General features: G+C 69.3%; 22 protein-coding genes and 1 riboswitch. Of the genes, 17 read left to right on the top strand and 5 right to left on the bottom strand.

Translation table 11 applies throughout. The features are described from left to right. Window positions 1-132 precede the first annotated feature (132 nt). Window positions 133-735, top strand: a complete 603-nt coding sequence (locus FEZ32_RS13005) for a hypothetical protein (RefSeq protein WP_051238465.1) — start codon at window positions 133-135, stop codon at window positions 733-735. Between the two features lie 91 nt (window positions 736-826). On the opposite strand, the gene FEZ32_RS13010 is transcribed toward FEZ32_RS13005, so the two are convergent. Next, window positions 827-2089, bottom strand: coding sequence for an alpha-amylase family protein (locus FEZ32_RS13010; RefSeq protein ID WP_028703434.1), 1263 nt, complete (start codon window positions 2087-2089; stop codon window positions 827-829). A gap of 165 nt (window positions 2090-2254) precedes the next feature. Here FEZ32_RS13010 and FEZ32_RS13015 point away from each other — a divergent pair, with 165 nt between their 5' ends. The 4 genes from FEZ32_RS13015 (at window position 2255) to thiE (ending at window position 6410) form a co-directional block, all read left to right on the top strand. After that, window positions 2255-4261: a heavy metal translocating P-type ATPase gene (locus tag FEZ32_RS13015; RefSeq protein WP_138680759.1), complete on the top strand. Its 2007-nt coding sequence runs from the start codon at window positions 2255-2257 to the stop codon at window positions 4259-4261. Window positions 4262-4322: 61 nt separating this feature from the next. After that, window positions 4323-4730, top strand: a complete 408-nt coding sequence (locus FEZ32_RS13020) for a DUF1801 domain-containing protein (RefSeq protein ID WP_028703435.1) — start codon at window positions 4323-4325, stop codon at window positions 4728-4730. A 19-nt stretch (window positions 4731-4749) separates the two neighbouring features. Beyond that, window positions 4750-4844: riboswitch (TPP riboswitch) on the top strand. A gap of 73 nt (window positions 4845-4917) precedes the next feature. After that, a complete protein-coding gene (gene thiM, locus FEZ32_RS13025; RefSeq protein ID WP_036981921.1) occupies window positions 4918-5739 on the top strand; it encodes a hydroxyethylthiazole kinase in 822 nt (273 codons plus the stop codon). Continuing rightward, entirely contained in the window at window positions 5739-6410 is a 672-nt protein-coding gene (gene thiE / locus FEZ32_RS13030; protein ID WP_036981923.1) for a thiamine phosphate synthase, read from the top strand. Before thiM ends, thiE begins: the two co-directional genes overlap by 1 nt. Before the next feature lie 8 nt (window positions 6411-6418). Here thiE and FEZ32_RS13035 read toward each other — a convergent pair whose 3' ends face one another. Continuing rightward, window positions 6419-6973 (bottom strand): helix-turn-helix domain-containing protein, encoded by a 555-nt coding sequence (locus FEZ32_RS13035; RefSeq protein ID WP_028703436.1) that lies wholly within the window; start codon window positions 6971-6973, stop codon window positions 6419-6421. Between the two features lie 163 nt (window positions 6974-7136). Here FEZ32_RS13035 and FEZ32_RS13040 point away from each other — a divergent pair, with 163 nt between their 5' ends. Next, window positions 7137-8546 (top strand): L-lactate permease, encoded by a 1410-nt coding sequence (locus tag FEZ32_RS13040; RefSeq protein WP_175415794.1) that lies wholly within the window; start codon window positions 7137-7139, stop codon window positions 8544-8546. 18 nt (window positions 8547-8564) lie between these two features. On the opposite strand, the gene FEZ32_RS13045 is transcribed toward FEZ32_RS13040, so the two are convergent. Both FEZ32_RS13045 and FEZ32_RS13050 read right to left on the bottom strand, forming a co-directional pair. After that, the gene (locus FEZ32_RS13045; RefSeq protein ID WP_028703438.1) at window positions 8565-9698 is read right to left on the bottom strand and encodes an ADP-ribosylglycohydrolase family protein; all 1134 of its coding nucleotides are present in this window, start codon (window positions 9696-9698) and stop codon (window positions 8565-8567) included. Window positions 9699-9807: 109 nt separating this feature from the next. Then, window positions 9808-10590 (bottom strand): TetR/AcrR family transcriptional regulator, encoded by a 783-nt coding sequence (locus FEZ32_RS13050; RefSeq protein WP_036981955.1) that lies wholly within the window; start codon window positions 10588-10590, stop codon window positions 9808-9810. 120 nt (window positions 10591-10710) lie between these two features. Here FEZ32_RS13050 and FEZ32_RS13055 point away from each other — a divergent pair, with 120 nt between their 5' ends. The 11 genes from FEZ32_RS13055 to FEZ32_RS13105 all read left to right on the top strand — a co-directional run bounded on the left by FEZ32_RS13055 (window position 10711) and on the right by FEZ32_RS13105 (window position 21175). Beyond that, complete coding sequence (locus FEZ32_RS13055) at window positions 10711-11640, top strand: ATP-binding cassette domain-containing protein (RefSeq protein WP_232020972.1); 930 nt, start codon at window positions 10711-10713, stop codon at window positions 11638-11640. A 2-nt stretch (window positions 11641-11642) separates the two neighbouring features. Continuing rightward, entirely contained in the window at window positions 11643-12464 is an 822-nt protein-coding gene (locus FEZ32_RS13060) for an ABC transporter permease (protein WP_097799043.1), read from the top strand. Between the two features lie 211 nt (window positions 12465-12675). Then, a complete protein-coding gene (locus FEZ32_RS13065) occupies window positions 12676-13983 on the top strand; it encodes an ISL3-like element ISPfr6 family transposase (RefSeq protein ID WP_138680761.1) in 1308 nt (435 codons plus the stop codon). 99 nt (window positions 13984-14082) lie between these two features. Beyond that, window positions 14083-14862, top strand: a complete 780-nt coding sequence (locus tag FEZ32_RS13070; RefSeq protein WP_138680762.1) for a hypothetical protein — start codon at window positions 14083-14085, stop codon at window positions 14860-14862. Continuing rightward, window positions 14859-16349 carry a VirB4 family type IV secretion system protein gene (locus FEZ32_RS13075; RefSeq protein ID WP_138680763.1) on the top strand — a complete coding sequence of 497 codons (1491 nt, stop codon included), beginning with the start codon at window positions 14859-14861 and terminating at the stop codon, window positions 16347-16349. The genes FEZ32_RS13070 and FEZ32_RS13075 overlap by 4 nt, the downstream gene beginning before the upstream one ends. 165 nt (window positions 16350-16514) lie before the next feature. Then, complete coding sequence (locus tag FEZ32_RS13080; RefSeq protein ID WP_028703042.1) at window positions 16515-17120, top strand: helix-turn-helix domain-containing protein; 606 nt, start codon at window positions 16515-16517, stop codon at window positions 17118-17120. After that, window positions 17113-17838, top strand: a complete 726-nt coding sequence (locus FEZ32_RS13085) for a B3/B4 domain-containing protein (protein WP_036981550.1) — start codon at window positions 17113-17115, stop codon at window positions 17836-17838. The genes FEZ32_RS13080 and FEZ32_RS13085 overlap by 8 nt, the downstream gene beginning before the upstream one ends. Further along, complete coding sequence (locus tag FEZ32_RS13090) at window positions 17835-18740, top strand: EamA family transporter (protein WP_232020973.1); 906 nt, start codon at window positions 17835-17837, stop codon at window positions 18738-18740. Before FEZ32_RS13085 ends, FEZ32_RS13090 begins: the two co-directional genes overlap by 4 nt. Before the next feature lie 179 nt (window positions 18741-18919). Next, window positions 18920-19084 (top strand): hypothetical protein, encoded by a 165-nt coding sequence (locus tag FEZ32_RS13690; RefSeq protein ID WP_197720489.1) that lies wholly within the window; start codon window positions 18920-18922, stop codon window positions 19082-19084. Further along, window positions 19081-19986 (top strand): dihydrodipicolinate synthase family protein, encoded by a 906-nt coding sequence (locus FEZ32_RS13100; RefSeq protein WP_028703044.1) that lies wholly within the window; start codon window positions 19081-19083, stop codon window positions 19984-19986. The genes FEZ32_RS13690 and FEZ32_RS13100 overlap by 4 nt, the downstream gene beginning before the upstream one ends. Next, a complete protein-coding gene (locus FEZ32_RS13105) occupies window positions 19979-21175 on the top strand; it encodes an MFS transporter (protein WP_217496601.1) in 1197 nt (398 codons plus the stop codon). Before FEZ32_RS13100 ends, FEZ32_RS13105 begins: the two co-directional genes overlap by 8 nt. Here the strand turns inward: FEZ32_RS13105 and FEZ32_RS13110 are convergent. After that, window positions 21125-21907 carry an arsenate reductase/protein-tyrosine-phosphatase family protein gene (locus FEZ32_RS13110; protein WP_138680764.1) on the bottom strand — a complete coding sequence of 261 codons (783 nt, stop codon included), beginning with the start codon at window positions 21905-21907 and terminating at the stop codon, window positions 21125-21127. The two genes, FEZ32_RS13105 and FEZ32_RS13110, sit on opposite strands and share 51 nt — an antisense overlap. Between the last annotated feature and the right edge of the window lie 25 nt (window positions 21908-21932).

Consider the following 21932-nt stretch of genomic DNA (forward strand, 5'->3'; position numbering starts at 1 on the left):
GCTGTGTACTCACACTGAACGTGTCGTGGTCGCGGGCCCGATCTGCCGCTGCCCGGCGAATCTGTGGACAACGCCGCGATCCTCTTCCGGAGCCGACCGCACCTGTGGACGGCGACGTATCGTGGGTGCCCTATGAGCGCACCCCAGTGGCCCGGTCCGGACGACCGACCCGGCACCGCATCCCGCAGCACGATCGAGCAGTACGCCCCGCCCCGGCGCCGGGGCGGCTGGGTGATGGCTGTGATCGTCGTGCTGGTGGTGGCGGCCCTGGCGGTGGCGGCCTGGAGGGTCAGCCGCGACCCGCAGACCGCGACGGGCGGCGTCTCCCCCTCAGCGGTGCCCACCAGTACCCGGGCGACGCCGGTGCCGATCGCCCCGACGGCCACCTCGGCCGTCTCCTCGATCCCGTTCGTGACCAGCACCGGATCGGCCAAGGGCCGGTGGACGATCAAGAACGTGTCCTGGTCCTCGACCGGGGTCACCCTCACGATGACCCTCCAGGTCACCGCCGGGACGCTGTCCAGCTACTCCTTCTACCTCATGGAGAACGGCTCCACCGAGGTCCACTCCCCCGAGAGCAAGGGCTGGTCCGACGACATCGCCAACGGGACGATCCGGGCCGGCGAGACGGTGAGCGGGCGGGTCTTCATCCCCTGTCCGAAGGTCGACTCCACCGTGATGCTGGTCCGCGGTGCCGGTTTCGACCCGGTGACCGCACTGACCATCTCCGCCTGAACCCCGGCTGATCCCCTCCCACCTGATTCACCCCCGGTTTCCCTCGCGGCCACCCGGGGAAGCCGCCGGACACCGCTCGCCGGACACCGGGTCAGTGCGCTGCGCTGTCGGCGGCCTGCTGGGACCACAGGGTCTGACCGGCACTGTCGATCACCGTGGCGCGCGGCGTCGCGGTGAGGTCGATCCGGACGTCGAGGAAGTCGGCCCCGTCGGCGGCGGTGGACCGGTAGTCGAATCGGGCGTTCTCCAGATGCAGAGTGCTGGTGGTCGCGGTGGTGAGCCACGGGTGACGCCGGCGCAGACCGATCAGGTCCTGATGGGCCCGCAGGATGTCCTGGCCCCAGCCGGCCAGCTGCTCGGGATGGTCGGGAACGGGGGGTCGGATGTCGTCGTCCCCGCCGATCCGCTCCTCCTTGACCCCGGTGAACCCCTGCTCGTCGCCGTAGTAGATCGACGGGATGCCGCCGATCGTCATGAGGATCGCCAGGGCGGTGACCGCGCCGTCGGCCCCCAGCGTGCTGGCGATCCTGGTGACGTCGTGGTTGCCGATGAAGGTGTTGGGCGTGAAGTCGGCGAGGAATCCGTTGTGACGCTTGAGGGACCAGGCCAGTTCGAACAGGTTGCGGTCCTTGAGGCTGGACCAGATCGCCTTCCACAGCTCGTACTGGGTCACCGAGTCGACCCCCGAGGAGTCGACGAACTCGGGGTAGTCGCCGTGGATCACCTCGCCCAGGAACCACGCCTGGGGGAACCGTTCCCGGATCCCGGGGAGCACCCGCGACCAGAAGGCGGTGGGCACCGAGTAGGCCGCGTCCAGCCGCCAGCCGTCGATCCCCCGCTCCAGCCAGTGCGCCATCACCGCGGACGTGTACTCGACGGCGCGATCGCTGGAGTGGTTGAGCCGCACCAGGGAGGAGTGGCCCTCGAAGACCCGCGGTGCCGGGCCCCCCTTGGCCTGCCAGTCGATGTCGAAGAGGTCGGCGTCGGGACCGTCGGGGCCCTCCGCCAGGGCCCGGATCACCCCGGGGTGCTGGGATCCGACATGGCTGAAGACGCCGTCCAGCAGGATTCTCAGGCCGCGGTCCCGGCAGCCCGCCACCAGGCGGTCGAAGTCGTCCTCATCGCCGAGCCGCGGATCGATCACCATCGGGTCGAGGGTGTCGTAGCCGTGCGACTCGGAAGCGAATATCGGCCCCAGCAGCAGCCCCGAGGCGCCGAGCTCGACGGCGTAGTCGAGCCAGTGGGACAGCCTGCCCAGGCGGTGGGTGAGGGTGCGGTCACCGTCCCGAATGGGAGCGCCGCAGAACCCCAGGGGGTAGACGTGCCACCAGATCGCGTGGTCAACCCAGGTCACCGGATCCTCCTGATCAGTTGTGTCTCGAATGCGTTCAGTGCCATTGACGAGCGTAATTCACCGGCAACCCCCGCGTCGCAGGTACCGCCCGGCCAGGGGCGAGAACTCCTTGTTAATACCCCCTGGGGGTATTAATCTCGGGGGTGTCAGCCGAGGAGTGGACCCATGACCGATCACCACGCACATGCGCACCACGAGACCCACGCGTCCCATCAGGGGGCTCACACCCACCACCAGGACCATGCGGCGGGATTCCGGCGCCTGTTCTGGGCCAATCTGGTCCTCGCGGTGCCGGTGGTGGCGCTGTCCCCGATGTTCGCCTCCCTGATCGGCTACTCCACACCGGGCTGGACGGCCCCCGTCGCCCCGGTGCTGGGCACCGTGATGTTCGCGTGGGGAGGCCGCCCCTTCCTGGCCGGCGCCCTGACCGAACTGCGCTCCCGCCGGCCGGGAATGATGATGCTCATCGGCCTGGCGATCACGGTGGCCCTGGTGTCCTCGTGGGGAGCCACCGTGGGGGTCCTCGACCACCACCTGGACTTCTGGTGGGAGCTCGCCCTGCTGATCGTCATCATGCTGCTGGGCCACTGGGTCGAGATGCGCTCGATCGCGCAGACCTCATCGGCCCTGGAGTCTCTGGCCGCGCTGCTTCCCGACGAGGCGCAGCGCGTCGACGGCGAGCGGATCGTCACGGTCTCCCCCGCCGATCTGGCCGTCGGCGACCTGGTGCTGGTGCGCCCCGGCGGGGCGGTGCCGGCCGACGGCACGATCGCCGAGGGCGGCGCCTCGATGGACGAGTCGATGGTCACCGGGGAGTCCCGTCCGGTCGAGCGCAGTGTCGGAGACAGGGTCGTGGCGGGAACCGTGGCCACCGACTCCGGGCTGAGGGTGAGGGTCACCGCGACCGGCGAGGACACCGCCCTGGCCGGTATCAGGAGAATGGTCGCCGAGGCCCAGACCTCGTCCTCCCGGTCCCAGCGGATCGCCGACCGGGCGGCGGCCCTGCTGTTCTGGTTCGCCCTGGCCACCGCCGGCCTCACCGCCCTCGTGTGGAGTCTCATCGGCCTTCCCGACCAGGCCGTCACCCGCGCCATCACCGTCCTGGTGATCGCCTGTCCGCACGCCCTGGGCCTGGCGATCCCGCTGGTGGTCTCAATCTCCACCGGACGGGCCGCCCGCGCGGGTGTGCTCATCCGGGACCGGCTCGCACTGGAGCAGATGCGCACCGTCGACGTCGTCGTTCTGGACAAGACCGGAACCCTCACCCGCGGCAGGCCGACCCTCGACGCCGTAGCACCGGTGCAGGGCTGGTCGGCCGAGGCCCTGCTCGCCCTGGCGGCCGCCGCCGAGACGGACTCCGAGCATCCATTGGCCCGGGCCGTGGTGGAGGCCGCGCACGACCGGGGTGTGAGGGTGCCGGCGGCCGGCGGTTTCAGCTCCTCCCCGGCAGTCGGGGTGAGCGCCACCGTCGAGGGACGGGTGGTGCGGGTCGGAGGGCCGCGCCTGCTCCGGGAGGTCGGCGCCGCCGAGGTCGACGAGGCCGAGCGGTGGCGTCGCGACGGTGCGATCATCCTGCACGTCCTGGCCGACGGGGAGGTGATCGGCGGGCTCGCGCTGTCCGACGAGGTGCGCCCGGAGTCCGCCGAGGCGGTGGCGGCGCTGCACCGCGACGGCGTCGAGGTGATGATGATGACCGGCGATGCCGAGCCGGTCGCCCGGTCGGTGGCCGGCCGGCTCGGCGTGGACCGGGTCTTCGCCGGCGCCTCCCCGGCCGACAAGGCCGACCTGGTCGCCGACCTCCAGGAGCAGGGGCACCGGGTGGCGATGGTCGGTGACGGGGTCAACGACGCCCCGGCCCTGGCCCGGGCCGATGTCGGGGTGGCGATCGGCGCCGGCACCGATGTCGCGATCGCCTCGGCCGGCGTCATCCTCGCCAGCTCCGACCCGCGCTCGGTGAGCTCGGTGATCGCCCTGTCGCGGGCGACCTACCGCAAGATGACGCAGAACCTGTGGTGGGCCGCCGGGTACAACCTCGTCGCGGTGCCGCTGGCCGCCGGGGTGCTGGCCGGGGTCGGGTTCGTCCTGCCGATGTCGGTAGGCGCGGTGCTGATGTCGGCCTCCACCGTGGTGGTCGCGCTCAACGCCCAGTTGCTCCGGTGGCGGGCACAATGACCCCACCCGGGCCGGGGAGCGGGTCCGAGGGGATCCGGGTGCGGCGACAAGGAGTGTCGAGATGGCGGAGAACAAGACCACGGTGACCGACGTCGACCCCGAGGACTTCCTCGCCGGCGTGAAGACCGCACGCCAGCGGGAGGAGTCCCGGAGGCTGCTGGCGATGATGAGCGAGCTGACCGGTGCACCGGCGCGGATGTGGGGGCCGACGATGGTCGGCTTCGGGCAGTACCACTACCGCTACGACACCGGACGGGAGGGAGACGCCCTCATCCTCGGATTCGCCCCGCGCAGCGGCAAGTTCGCGCTCTACGGGCTGATGGACAGTCCCGAGGCACCCGCCCTCCTGGAGCGGCTCGGCACGCACCGGCGGGGAGCCGGCTGTCTCTACGTCAACCGGCTGGACGACGTCGACGAGGAGGTGCTGGCCGAGCTGATCCGCGCAGCCTGGGCCGCCCGAAGGCCGTGACGGCCATCCGCTAGAGTGACGATCCGACACGGGGTGCCGCACCAGTGGCTGAGATGACACCCGTCGAACCTGATCCAGTTCGTACTGGCGAAGGGATTGTCTCCCGCCGGATGTGAGCCGTTCAGCAGCACTGCTGAGGCGCCGTCGGCCCGGCACTCCTTCCGCCCGAAGAAGGAGTGAGACCGACATGACCACCGGCGTTGAGATCGCAGAGCTGCTGACCCGGGTACGGGAGACGACACCTCTGGTGCAGTGCATCACCAACAGTGTGGTGACGAATTTCACCGCCAATGTGCTCCTGGCCGCCGGCGCCGCCCCGGCGATGGTGGACATCCCCCAGGAGGCGGGGATGTTCGCGACGATGGCCGGCGGGCTGCTGGTCAACACCGGCACCCCGACCGCCGAGCAGCGGGCGGCCGCCCGCGAGGCGGTCGCCGGGGCCGGCGAGGCGGGGACGCCGTGGGTGCTCGACCCGGTGGCGATCGGCGCACTGCCGGTGCGGACCGCCCTGGCCGCCGAGCTCGCCGAGCAGCACCCGGCTGCGGTGCGCGGCAATGCCTCGGAGATCCTCGCGCTGGCCGGGGCCGGTTCCGGGGGCCGCGGGGTCGAGTCCTCCGACTCGATCAGCGACGCCGCCGGGGCGGCCCGCGAGCTGGCCTCCCGGCTCTCCACGGTGGTGGCGGTCTCCGGCCCGGTCGACCTGGTGACCGACGGGACGCGGGTGCTGCGCGTCGGCAACGGCCACGAACTGCTGACCCGGGTCACCGGTGGCGGGTGCGCCCTCGGGGCGTTCATCACCGCCTTCCTGGCCGCCCGGGCAGAGGCCGAGCCGCTGGCCGCGGTGGTGGCCGCCCACACCGTCTACGGGATCGCCGCCGAGCGGGCCGCCGCCGGCTGCGCGGGGCCCGGATCGTTCGCCACCGCCCTGATCGACTCCCTCGCCGCACTGACGGCGGCCGAGGTCGAGGCCGGGGCGCGGGTGTGGCAGGACTCCGAGGAGCAGAAGTGATGGATCTGGGCGTCTACCTGGTGACCGACCCCCGGATGTGCGCCGACAGGGGGGTGTCCCAGACCGTCGCCGCCGCGGTAGCCGGCGGGGTGCGCACCGTGCAGATCCGCGACAAGAGCTGTTCTGCCACCGACTTCTTAGCCCTGGTGGAGGAGGTGGTCGAGACGGTGGCCGGTCGGGCCATGGTGGTGGTCAATGACCGGCTCGACGTGGTGCGCACCGCCCGGGAGCGCGGAGTCGGGGTCGACGGCGTCCACCTCGGTCAGGGCGACGCCGATCCCCGGGTGGCCCGCGAGCAGCTCGGCCCCGATGCGGTGATCGGTCTGACCGCCGACCATGCGGCACATCTGGCCGCGGTGGAGTCCTGGCCGGCCGGGACGATCGACTACCTGGGAGTCGGTGTGATCCACGACACCAGCACCAAGCTCGACCACCCGCCGGTGCTGGGAATCGACGGGTTCGCCCGGTTCACCGCCGCCTCACCGGTCCCCACAGTCGCCATCGGGGGAATCTCGCGCGACGATCTGGCCGGACTGCGCCGGGCCGGGGCATCGGGTGCGGCGGTCGTCTCGGCGATCTGCGCCGCCGAGGATCCGCAGGAGGCCGCCCGCGATCTGGTGGAGGCCTGGCAGCAAGCTCCCGTGCCCGCCGGGAGTCTGGCGAGGAGCTGACCCCCTGGTCAGTGCGGGATCGTCGTGACGATCGTGAGGGTGGCCTCCTGATCCAGGGGGTTGGAGATCCGGTGATAGCGGTCCCCCGGCGTCTGCGCGGTGTCCCCGTGGTCCAGCCGGACCAGTTCGGCACCGTCGGTGAGGATCACCACCGTGCCGGTGATGACGTGGAAGGTCTCGACGGTCTTGGCCGGATGGGGCGCGAACTCGGCGGTGGTGGATCTGCCGGGCAGCGTGTAGTGGATGAGTTCGACGCCGGCGACCGGCCGGGCCAGCAGTTTCCTGCGGATCCCGGTGTCGGGGTCGACGTACTCGGGACCCTCATCCCGCCGCAGGACGGTGAGCTCTGCGGCGGGCCGGGTGAGCTCGTTGAGATCGCTGCCGAGGCTCTCGGAGATCGCGATGGCGCTCTGCAGACTCGGGTTCAGCGATCCGCGCTCGAGTCGCGACAGGGATCCCGCCGACACGCCGCTGGCGTGGGCGAGCTGTTCGAGGGTGATTCCCAGTTCGGCCCGGCGGGCCCGCACGGCCGCACCGAACCTCTCCTGCGGGGTGGCCGGCACTGGATCAGTGTGTGCACGGCCGGACCGCTTGGGCGTGTTGGGTACCGAGTTCGTCGACTCTGAGCGACTCGGTGCTGAAGGACCTGGCACCCGGCTGGTTGGCATGACACCATCCTGTCACCGCGTCTTGCATATTCGCAATCATTCTTGCTTATACTCAAACATGACGGTTCTCCTCTCGGGTCTCCCCCTCATCGCGGTCATAGCGGCCCTGCTCGCCCGGCAGCCGGCGCTGCGATCGGCGGTGCTCGGGGTGGTGCTGGCGGCCGTCATCGGCGCGGGCTGGTTCGACCTGAGTCCCTCGGTGGCAGCCCGTGCGGCCGCCTCGTGGTGGGCACTGGTGGCCGAGGTGGCCCTCATCGTGGCGGGCGGGATCGCCTTCGCCGAGGCCGGTCGCCTCACCGGCGGCCAGGAACGGCTGTCCTCCTGGCTGCGGCGGTCCCTGGGGACCGGTATCGCTCCGGTCCTCGCGATCGTGCACGGGGTGACCCCCCTGGCGGAGTCGCTGACCGGGTTCGGGATCGGCGCGATGCTGGCGATCCCGCTGCTCACCGCCCTGGGACTGACCGGACGCCGCGCGGCGACGATCGGTCTGCTCGGGCTGTGCGCCGTCCCGTGGGGATCGATGGGACCGGGAACCCTCATCGCCGCGCAGCTGGGCGGCGTCGGCTTCGACGCCCTGGGGGTGGCGTCGGCCCTGCTCAGCCTGCCGGTCTTCGTCGGAGTCGGCGTCGCAGCGGTGCTGATGGTGGCGCCCCGGGAGGACCAGCTGCGGGCGTGCCTGGCGGCGGTCGCCTCCGCAGCGGTGCTGTGGTGCGGGGTGCTGGTGGTGAACCTCGCCGTCGGGACCGCCCCGGCGGGGGCGGTGGGGGCCCTGCTGACCCTGGCCGTCCATCTGCTGGTGAGTCGTCTGCGCGGCCACCGGCTGGACTTCCCCCGTGAGGTCGGCCACTCCCTCGTGCCCTACCTCGTCCTGCTGGTCGGTGTGGTGTCCCTCAGCGCGGTGGTGCGGGCGGCCGGCCAGACCGGCACGTCCTGGCGGTACCTCGCCTCCCCCGCCCTGTGGCTGGCGATCGCCACCGCGGCCGGCCTGCGTCGTGGTCGTCCGGGCCTGGCCCGCGCGGTGTGGGCCCACACCGTGCGCACCTGGCTCCATGCCGGGCCGGCGACCGTGCTGTTCATCGTCCTGGGGGTGCTGATGGCCGTCTCCGGGATGTCGGCCCATCTGGCGCCATGGCTGGCGGGGCTCGGTCACGGCTACCTCGCCGCGCTGCCCTTCCTCGCCGCCCTCGGGGGCTTCGTCACCGGATCCAACAGCGGTGCCAATGCCATGTTCGCCGCCCCGCAGGCGCACACCGTCACCGCGGTCGGCGCCGATCTGCTGCCGGCGATGGCCGCGCACAATGTGTCCTCGTCACTGCTGACGATGGCCTCCCCGGCGCGGGTCGAACTCGCCGTGCGGCTATGCCCCGGCCATCCCGAATCGGCCCCGGTGCAGCACCGGGTGCTGCTGGTCGACGTCGTCCTCGTCGCCTGCGTCGCGGCGGTGTACCTGGTGACGGTGATCGGGTGAGGGTGATCGGGTGAGGGGTCACCAACCGGGGTAGCGCGTGGTCCAGCGGTTGCGTCCCTCGAAGTGGTCCCCGTGCAGTCGGCGGGACTGGGTGAACTCGTAGATGAAGTCGTCGGCAAGTTCCAGGATGGTGCCGCGGCCCTCGATCTCGAAGGCGAGTTCGGGCGGCAGGGCCTCGTCGCCGTAGAGGGCACCGAGGATGTTGCCGCACACCGCACCGGTGGAGTCGCTGTCGCCGGAATGACTCACCGAGAGCGTCAGCGCCTCGGCGATGCCCTCCGGACCGGGGTGCACCAGCGCCGCGTAGAGGGCGATCGCCAGGGTCTCGTGGGCCACCCAGCCGCCGCCCAGGGACTCGACGACATCCGCGCCGGGCTCCCCCACCTCGGCCGCCGCGAGCGCCCGCCGGATCGCATCGGTGGTCTCCTCGTGATGCTCGTGGCCCTCGAGGACCGCAAGCGTGGACGCCACCGCGTCGGGCAGGCACTGCCCCGCCACGATCGCCGCGATGAGGGCAGCCTGTGCCCCCGAGGCCAGCTGGCCGGTGGGATGTCCATGGGTGTAGGAGGCGGCCTCGGCCGCGGCGTCGAACTGCCACTCCAGTGACTGGGCCCAGCCTGGCGGCGTCAGTCCGAAGGGTGCACTGCGCATCACCCCGCCGCAGCCCATCGAGTCGTTGCGGGCCGGCTGGCCGAAGCGCTGGATGGACCGTTCGCCCTGGCGCGCCGATATCAGCGCAGACAGGCAGGTCTGGCCCGGCGCGCGCTGGGAGTAGAGCCACTGCTGATTGATGAGCCACCCGTCGCGGGTGCCGTCGGGCCCGTCCTCGAGCTGGGTGTCGAGCCACCGGTCGTAGGCATGATGGACGACGGCAACGGTGAATCCGAGTCCGCGGTCGCAGCGCACCGACGCACGGATCATCCCCTCGGCGGTGAACAGGGTCATCTGGGTGTCATCAGTCACCCGGCCGTAGACCTCGTCGACGCCCACCATGTCGGGGAGGAACTCGGTGACGCCGTCCTCACCGCAGGTCCTGACGATGCTGGCACGGTCCCAGAACTCGACCGGAGCCCCGAGCGCATCGCCGATGGCGCCACCCAGGAGGCAGCCGCGCACTCGCGAGCGGTAGATCAGATCGTTGGTGTCTGTCATGTCTCCACATCCTCGTGGTCTCGTGTTCACGCCGACGACTCCCACCACGGTATGTGGTCAGTCCGAGGAACCGCTGATCGCCGTGCAGATGTCACAGGCTCGGGCGCCTTCAGCCGAGCCTGTGCTGGGAGGCGTCCTGTTTGCTCGCTATGAGTTTCTCCACCCCGTCGAGGATCATGCGCAGGCCGAAGTCGAACTGCAGTTCACCGTCGACCGCGGAGTCGTACTGCGCTCCGGCCGCCGCCCCGATCCGCGATGCGTGCGGGAATCGCTTGTCGTCGATCAGAGCGGCGAGAAGGGGGCCGGCCGTGGTCCACCAGTCATGGTCGTCGCTTCCGGTTGCCTCGGTCGTCTCCGCCACCCCCAGGGACACCCTGGATGCCGCTTTGACGTGATCCAGGACGAGCGCGAGAACCTGGTCGATCTCAACGTCGCTCAGCCCCGTCCCGACCAGCGGGGTGAGTTCCAGGTCGTACTTGGCGGTCGTGCCGGGCCCCAGCGGTGGCCTGGTCGTGTCGATCCCGAGGAGCCAGGGGTGCTGTGCGAACAACTCCCAGTTCCGGGCGGCGATCTCCTCCACCGCTGGGCGCCATCCGTTCGTGGCGTCCGGTCTGGTGGCCGTGTCGTAGACGCCGCCATTGACGTGATCGACCATGAGATCGATCAGTTCGCCCTTGCCGGGGACGCGCTGGTAGAGGGACATCACCCCCACGCCCACACGCTCGGCGATCCTGCGCATCGACAGCTTGTCGATCCCAGCCTCGGTGGCGACGGCGATCGCGGCCTCCACGATCGCGTCGAGGGTCAGACTCGACCGTCCGGTCCTCGGGTTGGTGCGCCAGAGCAGCGCGATGCTCTGCAGTGGGTCCCCGGTTCCCGTGCGCTCAGTCACCGTGATCACCTCCTGCTGCCGGTGGGAATAGGTCCCGTCCACGATATGTTATCCGTACACTGTACGGAACGTTGTAGTGATTGGAGTCTGCCAGTGAGACCAGCGATAGAGGCCGAGGGCGTGAGCAAGATCTACCGGTCCCGGGACGGCGAGAGCGGGCTGCGCGAACTGAGCCTGCACGCCAACGAAGGTGAGGTCCTGGCGCTCCTCGGGCCCAACGGCGCCGGGAAGACGACGGCGATCAAGGGGTTCGCCACGCTTGTGGCCTTCGACCGAGGAACGGCGCGAGTCGGTGGGTACGACGTGTCCACCGAGGCAGCTCGCGTGCGGGAGCACATCGGGCTCGTGGGGCAGTACGCCGCCGTGGACGAGCAGCTCACCGCAGGACAGAACCTTCGCTTCTTCGGGCGGCTCCGGGGACTCTCACGACGCTCGGCCGGGCAGCGCGCCGACGAGCTGATCGAGGGGTTCGGCCTGGGCGAAGCGCAGAATCGGGCGGTCAGCACCTTCTCCGGCGGGATGCGACGCCGGCTGGACCTCGCCGCCAGCCTCGTCGTGCCGCCGCAGGTGCTCTTCGTAGACGAGCCCACATCAGGGCTGGACCCCGCAGCGCGTCGAGACCTGTGGGAGTCCCTGCGAGCACTGGTCCGCGGCGGCACCACGATTCTGCTGACGACCCAGTACCTCGAGGAGGCCGACCAGCTCGCCGACCGGATCGTCCTGCTCGCCCGCGGCACGGTCGTGGCCCAGGGCACCCCGAACGAGCTCAAGACGCTCGTCGGCCCTCCGGTCGTCCAGGTGGTCCTCGGCACCACCGACGACGCGCAGAGCTCCTTGCGGGTTCTCAGCGCGATCTGCGCGCAGGCCCACCTGGACGAGCACACCACCACGGTCACCCTGCCGGGCTCATCGGCGACGGTTCTGGGCCGGGTCGTCGCCGATCTGTCATCGGCCGGGATCACCCCGGCCGAAGTGACACTGCGCAGGCCATCGCTCGATGAGGTCTTCCTGACGCTGACCGGCTCGCACCACGACACCGAGGAGAACTGACGATGACGACGAGTTCCGTGACGATGCACACAGACGTCCCTGCCCCCAACCTCCTGTCGGCGTCGTGGATCATCGCCGGACGGACCGTGGGTTCCTGGCCCCGCCAGATCGGCGCCACCGCGACGGTGTGGCTCTTCCCGGTGTTCACGGCCCTGTTGTTCCTCGGCCTGTTCGGCGGGGCGATCGACGTGCCGGATGGCTCGACGTATGTGGACTTCCTGATTCCCGGCATGCTGGCCGTCACCATGCTGTTCGGACTGGAGACCACAACGCTGTCGGCGGCGGCCGATGCCACCCGGGGCATCAATGACCGCCTGCGCTCCTACCCCATCAGCGGCGTGGCGATCGTGTTCGGCCGGGCACTGGCCGATCTGCTTAGTTCGCTCATCAGCCTGACGCTGATGGTGGCCTTTGCCTTCGCGATCGGGTGGCGGCCGGACCTCGGCGTCGATCGGGTGCTGCTGGCACTGGCGCTGCTGCTGCTCCTGCGATTCGCTCTCCTGTGGTTCGGCATCTTCATCGGCTACGGGGCCAGGTCCGTCGAGTCAGTCGCCTACATCCAGATCCTCACCTGGCCCGTGGCCTTCCTGTCCAGTGTCTTCGTCAACCCGGCCACCATGCCCAGCTGGCTCGGTGCCGTCGTGGAGTTCAACCCGGTCTCAGCAACGGCCACCGCGGTACGTCAGCTGCTCGGCGGCACACAGTGGCGGGCGCTGAGCTTTGCCGGAGAACATGCGTTGGCCTTCGCGATCGGATGGCCCGTCCTGCTCAGCCTGGTCTACCTTCCGCTGACCGCGCGCAGGTTCCGCCGGGGAGGCAGGTGACAGATCTCCTTCGGCCCTGGAGCGCATAGCCGCCCTCGCGCCGCCGGAGTGTGGTGCACTCCCCGAACTGGGCGCACGGCGTGCAGAGTGGCTCATCACAATCCACGGTGTAGTGGGGGTGTGATGGTGGCTGGCGTGTCGGTCACCGGGTAGGGGTCGAGGTCTTCCGAGGATGGGGGTTCTCACACCAACCCATCGGGAAGACCTCGACGTGCCTGACGCTACCTTCGCGACCCCTGACCTGACCACCTTCTGCCGGCTCGACGAGCTGGGCCTGGTTGCGGTTGGTCAACGACTCGAGCCTGGACGGGCGGTGATCGCTTGTCAGGTTGTCGAGCCGGACGACTGGTGCCACCGCTGCGGCCAGCATGGTGTGTTGCGGGACACGGTGGTACGTCGGCTCGCTCACGAACCGCTCGGGTGGCGGCCGACCCTGCTGGAGGTGCTCGTCCGCCGGTACCGGTGCGCCGACTGCGCTCATGTGTGGCGCCAGGACACGAGCCGGGCCGCGGAGGCCAAGACCCGACTGTCGCACCGCGGGCTGCGGTGGGCGTTGGAAGGGATCGTGGTGCGCCACCTCACCGTGGCCCGGATCGCCGAAGGCTTGGACATCAGCTGGAACACAGCGAACGACGCGGTGCTCGCCGAGGGTAAGCGGGTGCTGATCAACAACCCGCACCGGTTCGACAAGGTGACCACGATCGGCGTGGATGAGCACGTGTGGCGGCACACCCGTCGCGGCGAGAAGTACGTGACCGTGATCATCGACCTGACGCCGGCAAGGACGAACAGTGGACCGATCAGGTTGCTGGACATGGTCGAGGGCCGCTCCAAGAGCGTGTTCAAGCAGTGGTTGTCTGAGCGTGACCAGGCGTGGCGCGACCGGGTGGAGGTCGTCGCGATGGACGGCTTCACCGGCTTCAAGACCGCCACCACCGAGGAGTTACCTGATGCGGTCGCGGTGATGGACCCCTTCCATGTCGTGAGGCTCGCCGGCGACGCCCTCGACCGGTGCCGCCGTCGAATCCAACAGGATCTGCACGGCCACCGCGGCCGTGCCGGCGACCCGCTCTACTCGGCCCGGCGAACCCTGCACACCGGAGCATCGCTGCTCACCGACAAACAGAAGACCCGGCTTGACGCCCTGTTCGCTGACGAGGCGCACACCGAACTTGAGGTCACCTGGGCGGCCTACCAACGCATGGTTACCGCCTACCGCGACCCCGACCCTGCTCGCGGCCGAGACCTCATGAACAAGCTCATCGCCAGCCTCGCCAGCGGCGTCCCAGCAGCGCTGGTCGAACTTCGCACACTGGGCCGCACGCTGAAGCAGCGGGCGGTCGACGTGCTGGCCTACTTCGACCAGCCCGGCACCAGCAACGGTCCCACAGAGGCGATCAATGGCCGCCTCGAGCACCTCCGCGGATCAGCCCTCGGCTTCCGCAACCTCACCCACTATGTCGCCCGATCCCTCCTCGAAACCAGCGGGTTCAGACCTCAGCTACACCGTGGATTGTGATGAGCCGGGAAAGTCATAGCCTAAGCGTACGGATGGGCACCGACATTGTGATGGTCCAGCGGCGCACCTGTCTCCCACACGACCATGAGGGAGACTGTCATGCCCACGTTCTACGATTCCGGCGCGGACGCCGGGGAAGCATCCGAGGCGCTGCGCGGGCTCGCGCACGCCACCCGCGCCATCGAGCACCCGCAGGACATGTACTCGGTGCTCGGTGACCTGCTCTCGGGAGTGAGGTCGCTGCGGCAAGTCCTTGACCAGCTCGCGTCGGCTCACGCCAGCAACCGGGACCTGGCGTTCGACGACTACGGGGACCACGCATCCGGCTCGGCCGACGCTCTGGCCGCCGCGGACGAACTCCACCAGACCGCGACCTTGATTGACCAGGCGGAGGACCGGCTCAACGTGGCGATGTCGGCAGCTGGGCGGATCGCCTGGCACAGCGAGCCTGCCACCGAGGAAGTGCCGGTGCGTCGCTGGATCTCCGTGGTGTTCCTTCAAGGGTCGGAGGCTGACGAGGTGCTCGACATGATCGACCGCGACGGCCCCGACGCCGCCATGGAGTACTTGAAGAACTGGGACTACGGGGACGAGACGACCGACGCGGCAATGGAGAACGGCCACGTCTACGACCTCCCACCGGCAGGCATGCTGGACCGGGAAGTCCGCGACGGGGACTACCAGATGACCTACAACCACACTTTCGGCCACGTCGGCCTCTATCGCCTCCACACCATCGAACCCGACGACGTTCTCGACGACGAACCCGCCCGTCATGCTGTCGGACACGCGGAGTCGCTGCGGGCGGTGCCCGACGGGTCGTGGTTTGAGCACCCGGGCGTCGCCGCCGTGAAGCAGTCGCGGGGGTTGGGACTGTGACCGCCCGAGAGCCCGAGACTCTGCACACCGCAGTCCTCGTCGCCCCAGCGAAGGAACGCCGTCGTCTGCGCAAGCAGCGCCGTCGGGCCGCGGCCCGGCTCCAAGCCGAGCAGCGCGCCACTGAACGTGAGGCGGCCCGTGCGAAAGCAGACGCAGAACGTGCCGAGCGGAAAGCGATCACGTACCTGCCTGCCGCCGGTGAGCCCGGGCACGCCCAGCTGCGCTCACCAGGCCGGTTCCGGCTCCCTCGCCATCAGGACACCTCCGCCACCCTGGCCGGGGCCTACCCGTTCCTCGCAGAGGGTGGGCTGGGCTCCGATGGCGTCTTCGTCGGCCAGGACCTCTACTCGGGAGGCAGCTTCGTCTACGACCCGTGGGTGCTCTACGCCCGCGGCGTCATCACCGCCCCGAACCTGGTACTCGCGGGCATCGTCGGCTCGGGCAAGTCATCGCTCGCGAAGAGCCTCTACACCCGCTCACTGCCATTCGGGCGCCGCGTGTACGTGCCGGGGGACCCGAAAGGCGAACACACCGCCGTCGCCGAAGCCGTCGGCGGCCGGGCCATCGTCCTTGGCCACGGCCTGTCGACCCGGCTCAACCCCCTGGATGAGGGATACCGCCCCTCCGGCATGGACGATGCCGGATGGGCCTCCACCATCGCCTCCCGCCGCCGCGACCTCATCGGGGCGCTGGCCGAAACCGTACTGACCAGACCCCTGTCACCGTTGGAGCACACCGCCATCGACACCGCCCTGACCCAGACGGTGCGCGGCAATGACGTGCCGATCCTGCCCATGGTCGTCGACCACATCCTCAACCCTAGCCAGGCGGCAGATCCGGATGGGCGGCTCGCCGAGGATGGGCGCCTCGTCGGCCACGCCCTGCGCCGCCTCGTCGCAGGTGACCTGGCCGGGCTCTTCGACGGCCCCTCAACCGTCACCTTCGACCCGGCCCTGCCGATGATCTCTCTCGACCTGTCCCGCGTGACCGAGAACTCCACCCTCATCTCGGTGCTGATGACGTGCTCCAGCGCGTGGATGGAGTCCGCCCTGCTGGACCCGGCCGGTGGGCAACGGTGGTGCATCTACGACGAGGCCTGGCGCCTCATGTCCCACCCGGCCCTGTTGAAGCGGATGGATGCGCACTGGCGGCTGGCCCGCCACTACGGCATCGCCAACATGCTGATCTTTCACAAACTCACCGACCTGGAAAACGTCGGCGACCAAGGCTCCGCCATGCGATCCCTCGCCAACAGTCTCCTGGCGAACGCGGAGACCCGGATCATCTACCGGCAAGAGTCCGACCAGCTCGGCACCACCGCCCGAACCCTCGGGCTGACCGGCACGGAGCAGAAGCTCTTGCCAGGGCTGGGGGTCGGCCAGGGACTTTGGCGCATCAAAGACCGCTCCTTCCTCTGCCAGCACCAGCTCCACCCCGACGAACTCGCCCTCTTCGACACCATCACCCGCATGACCAGCAAAGTTTAAAAGTTCCCTGGAATATTGAAGGTTTTCGTCGGAACTTGAGTACTCGACACCTGTTCAGACTAGCTCTTGTTTAATGTTCGCGGAACCTGTCATCGGAGTGCTTTGGCGGTTGCTCGGAGCGCCGGAATCTAGACCATGCCCGCGTAGTGCACTATCATGCACTGTATGGATGTGAGTGCGGAGTCGTTGGCGCGTGCGATCGGTACGCGAGTCAAGCAGCAGCGCAAAGACCGGGGATGGACTCTCGATCAGCTCGCCGAGTTCGCTGGGGTGAGCCGCCGCATGCTCGTGAACGTCGAGCAAGGTGCCGTGAATCCGAGCGTGGGCGCGCTGTTGCGGCTCTCAGATGCGCTCAGGGTGGGCCTTCCGGCTCTTGTGGAGCCTCCGGCCTCGCGTGCAGCGAAGCTCACTCGCAATGGACAGGGCGCTGTCCTCTGGACTGGCGACGCAGGGGGCCAGGGTGTGCTGGTTGCGGGCACGGAGCCGCCGGATGTGGTCGAGTTGTGGGACTGGACGCTCGCGCCGGGTGAGCGGCACGACAGTGAGGCGCACAGCCACGGCACCCGTGAGCTCCTGCACGTCCAGGAGGGAACGGTCACGGTCGAAGTCGACGGCGATCGCTATGACCTCGCACCCGGCGACGCTCTGTCGTTCCACGGCGATGCTCCCCATGCCTATATCAACTCGACCGATGCTTCTACCCGGTTCTCGCTGACGGTGTTCGAGCCGGGCGTGGGAGCCGCACACCGAACGGAGACCCCGAATGCCTGAGCCCATCACCCCCGAACAGTTCCTCAACGCCTGCACCGTGGATGCGGCGGTGTTCGAGCTGCGCCCGGACTACCGCACCCTCCTGCTCGTGGTCGATGGCCTCGACCCAGCTACGTCCGGTGAGGGCAACACCATGGTCGATGAGCTCATCGCCGCGGCTGAGGCACACGCGCGTGATCTCCTGGTGGGATCGCCGGTGGATGAGCTGCCGCATATCGCGTCGTGGCGTGAGGCGTATCGGGGGTTCGGGGCGAAGCCGCAGCGCACTCGCAACAGTCTCGAAGCCCTCACCCGCCGAGCCGAGAAGGGTCTGCCGCGCGTGAACGCGCTCACCGATATCTACAACGCAATCTCGGTGCTGCACCAGATCCCCCTCGGCGGTGAAGACTACGCGCACTATGCCGGGCCTGCACGTCTGGTCCGGGCCACGGGTGAGGAGCCGTTCGACACGACCGCGAACGGGGAGAGCGTGATCGAGCACCCCGAGCCCGGCGAGGTCGTCTGGTGCGACGAGGCCGGGGCGACGTGCCGCAGGTGGAACTGGCGGCAGGGCCGGCGCACCGGGCTCACCGATACGACCCGGACGGCATTGTTCATCCTCGACGCCCTCACCCCCGTCACCGACGAGCAACTGCACGCGGCCGGCGACACACTGGCGGACGCGCTGGGGAGCCTGGGCGAAGACGTGCAGGTCGCGAGACGGCTGGTGGGCGCGTGATCCGGCAGCGCATGACGGGGATACCGCCGTGGACGATGGCGGTCGCGGCCATGCTGTCCGTGCAGCTCTCCAACGCCCTGTCTGTGCCGGTGATCGACCAGGTCGGGCCGGCGGGTACTGCGTGGCTGCGCATGTGCTTTGGCGTCGTGTTCCTCTGGCTCATCGCCCGGCCCGCGATCCGCTCCCTCCGCAAGAAAGACATCCCCGCGCTGATCGTACTGGGCGTGGTGACGGGGTTCATGACGACGTTCTTCCTCGCAGCCGTCGACCGCATCCCGCTAGGTACCGCGGTCGCGATCGAGTTCCTCGGCCCGCTCACGGTCGCCGGGATCATGAGCAAGCAGCGCAAGGCCCTCATCTGGCCGCTGCTCGCCCTCATCGGCGTCGTACTGCTCACGGAGCCGTGGCACGGGAGCATCGATCTCGCAGGCGTCGGCTTCGCCCTCGCCGCGGGCACCTGCTGGGGCCTCTACAACGTGTTCACCCAGCATGTCGGAGACCGGTTCTCCGGCATCAGCGGGCTGTCGCTGACGATCCCGGTCGCAGCAATAGCGACTCTGCCGGTGGGGTTGCCGCAGGTGATCGTGGGCGAGTTCACCTGGTGGGTACTGCCCGCTGCGGCGGGGATCGCGCTCATTACGCCGGTGATCGCGTTCGGTCTCGAGATGCTCGCCCTGCGCCGCATGACCCACAACGCGTTCGGCACCCTGCTGTCGATCGAGCCCGCGTTCGGGATCCTCATCGGCCTGCTCGTGCTCGCCCAGACTCCCACGCTCGTGCAATTGGCCGGTATCGCGCTGGTCCTTCTCGCGGGAGCGGCGGCGCAACGCGGAGGCAGACGAACGACCGAACCCGTTGCGACAACTGACCTGCCCGCATCTACAGCGAAGGAGACCCGATGACCGCCACCCCGAAATACAGTTCCACGTTCATCTTCTAAACCCGGAACCTCACCGAGGAGTTCGACCGGATCGACAGCGAAATCGCCACCCGTGCCCGCCAGATCCCCGGCTTCCTCGGGGAAGAGGCGTGGCACAACGAGGACACGGGTCTGCACGCTGAGGTCTACTACTGGACCGACATGGACGCCCTGAAACAGCTCATGGGCATGGACACCCACCGTCTCGCCAAATCCCGGTATGGGGAGTGGCTGGGCGAGTACCGGGTCGTGATCTCCGAAGTGCAGACCGTCTACGGCAATCCGATCCTCGGCCTCGAACACCGCCCCGAACAGGAGCAGTCATGACCAGCAGCATCTTCACCGGCCTCTCCGCGTTCCCCCTCACCCCGCTCCACGACGACCACGTCGACGAGCGGGCCTTCACGGGCCTCATCGAGCGGCTGGCCGCGGCGGGGGTGGATTCGATCACCGCGCTCGGGTCGACCGGCTCCTACGCCTACCTCACCCCGGAGGAGCGCGCCCGCGTCGCGAAGCTCGCGGTCGAGCATGCCGGGTCGACGCCGGTGTTCGTCGGCGTCGGAGGCTTGCGCACCTCGCACGTCCTCGCCCATATCGATGCCGCGGAACAGGCGGGAGCTGCGGGGGTGCTGCTGGCTCCGATGACTTACCAGGCGCTTACCGCGGATGACGTGTTCGAGTTGTACCGCACTGTCACCGAGCATACGGAGTTGCCGGTGATCGTCTATGACAACCCCGGTACTACTCACTTCACGTTCACCATCGACCTCTACGCTCGCGTCGCAGAGCTGCCGGGGATCGCGTCGATCAAGATCCCCGGCGTTCCCACCAACCCCGAGGAGGCGCGCGAGCATGTCGCGGGGATTCGTGCGGTCGTGCCCGAGCATGTCACGATCGGGGTTTCCGGTGACGCGTTCGCCGCGACAGGCCTGAACGCGGGCTGCGAGGCCTGGTACTCCGTGATCGGCGGCACCCTCCCCGAACCGGCCCTCACCATCACCCGCGCCGCGCAAGCGGGCCGCACGAGCGAGGCGGTGGCGGAGTCGGAGCGCCTCGCGCCCCTGTGGGGGTTGTTCACCGAGTTTGGGGGCAGCCTGCGCGTGACCGCCGCGATCGCCGAGCACCTCGGCCTCGCACCGCACCAGTGCCTGCCCTTACCGATCCAGGGCCTCACCGAGGCGCAGCGTGCTCGCGTCGCGCAGGTGGTGGACGAGCTCGACCTTGCCTGACCAGACGAACCACGCCGCGGTGTCGGGTGGGTCGGGGTGGGCGCTGGCCCGGTATGTGTTCGCGGCCACGCTGGTACGTTCCGCAGACGGCGGCGCCGTCGTCGCGATCGTGCTCCTCGCCCACACATCCGGGCACCCCGGCTGGGTGGCCGGGCTCCTCGGGGCCGCGATCACGGCCCCGCACCTGCTGGGCCCGTTCATCGCCCGCCGCCTCGACACCGCCACAGACGGCCGCAAAGTCATCGCCCTCTCCGCCCTCGCACACGGCGCCCTCCTCGGAGCATCCGGGCTACTCCTCCCGGTGACATGGGCGGTGGTTCCGGCGGTGTTGTTGATCGTGTCGGGCTTATTCGGGCCGATGCTCACCGGCGGGGTCAGCAGCCGCCTCCCCTCGATCGCTGGGCCCTCGCAGCGGAGCCAACGGCGGGCGCAGAGCTGGGATGTCGCCAGCTACGGCATCAGCGGCACTCTCGGCCCCGCCGTCGTCGCCTCCATCGCCGCCACCACCGGCCCGATGGCCGCGACCCTGATCCTCGCAGCCGCGGCGATCATCGGCGCAGGTGCCGTGCTCGCCCTCCCACGGCAAGCCCCGGTCACTGATCCGGGGGCGGTGCCCTCTCCGGCGCGGACACTGGTGACGATCTGGCGCTCCGGTCCACTGCGCCGCACGCTCACACTCACGGTCGTGGTCGCGTTCTCTGTCGCGGCGCTGCCGATCTACGCCGTCGCCATCGCCCCGAGCCTGGGCAGCGCGGCCCTGGCCGGCACCCTCGTCGCCGGGTACGGGGTCGGCAACCTTGTCGGGTCCGCGCTGCTGATGGTCTGGCCGCTGCGCGGCGACGCCGACAAACTCACCACCCTCCTCGCCGCAGCCGTCGCGGTCACCCTCATGGTCGTGATCCCCATGCCGAACCTCACCGCCGCCTTGATCGCGTTCACCCTCGCGGGGGTCGCGAATGCGGTCTTCTTCGCGGCGACGCTCGCCGCCCGCAGCGAATACGCCCCCGACGAAGCCCGCGGGCAGGTATTCATCTGGGTCGGCGCCTTAAAGATCGCCGCAGGCTCGGCCGGAACCGCGACCGCCGGGGCTCTCATCGGCGGCGTCACCTGGATGCCCGTCGCGGCCGTCGCCGCCCTGTCAGCGCTCGCTGCTCTGGTGTGCGGGATCGAACGCTCCCGCACCACCTGACATAGGCTCATCACCCGTCGGCTCAACGCGGAGGCGGTCGCGGATCTCCGCCATCAAGCCGAGCATGCACCACATGATCCGAGTCAGGGTGTGCTCATAGGCGCCCTGGTCGGACTCGAACGGATCGGCGACATCCACCGGCGCGTCCGATTCCGGATCGAACCCTCCCAGCAGTAGTACGTGGTCGTTCGGAGCCCCGAGTTCACGCAGACGGTCGGCGTGACTGTGGTCGAGGGCGACGAACAGATCGGCCTCGCCGACGTCGCTCGTCTGGAGCGGCCTAACATGATGGTCGTCGCCGGGGTCGATGCCGCGCCCAGTCAGGGCGCGCACGGCCCGCAGATCCATCGGCGCACCCCCCCCGACCAAAACGCGAACGCCCCGCGACGAGACCGTGCACGAGTCATCTAGCCCAGCCGAGCGGAGATAGTCGATGAGGACGCGGGCGGCTATCGGCGAGCGGCACGTGTTCCCCGTGCACACGAACACCACCCGAAACCCCGACTCCATGCACCCATTCTCCAAGCAGGTGCAGAACGGGGGCAAGTGGCCGGATGCCGGGGTGCGGGCTAGAATAGTGGGGTTGGAGAATGCTGCCGGGACGACCCGGGCAGCGACGAGAATGAGCCGGGACGACCCTGCAGAACAGGCCGTACCCGTGCCACACACTTCCACCCTGCGCACTATCCTCATGGACTGAGTGAAGCTTCCCGGACTTCTGAGGAAAGTCATAGTTTCGAGAATCGGGTAGGATCAC

Source organism: Acidipropionibacterium jensenii, from assembly GCF_005890135.1.
GTDB lineage: Bacteria > Actinomycetota > Actinomycetes > Propionibacteriales > Propionibacteriaceae > Acidipropionibacterium > Acidipropionibacterium jensenii.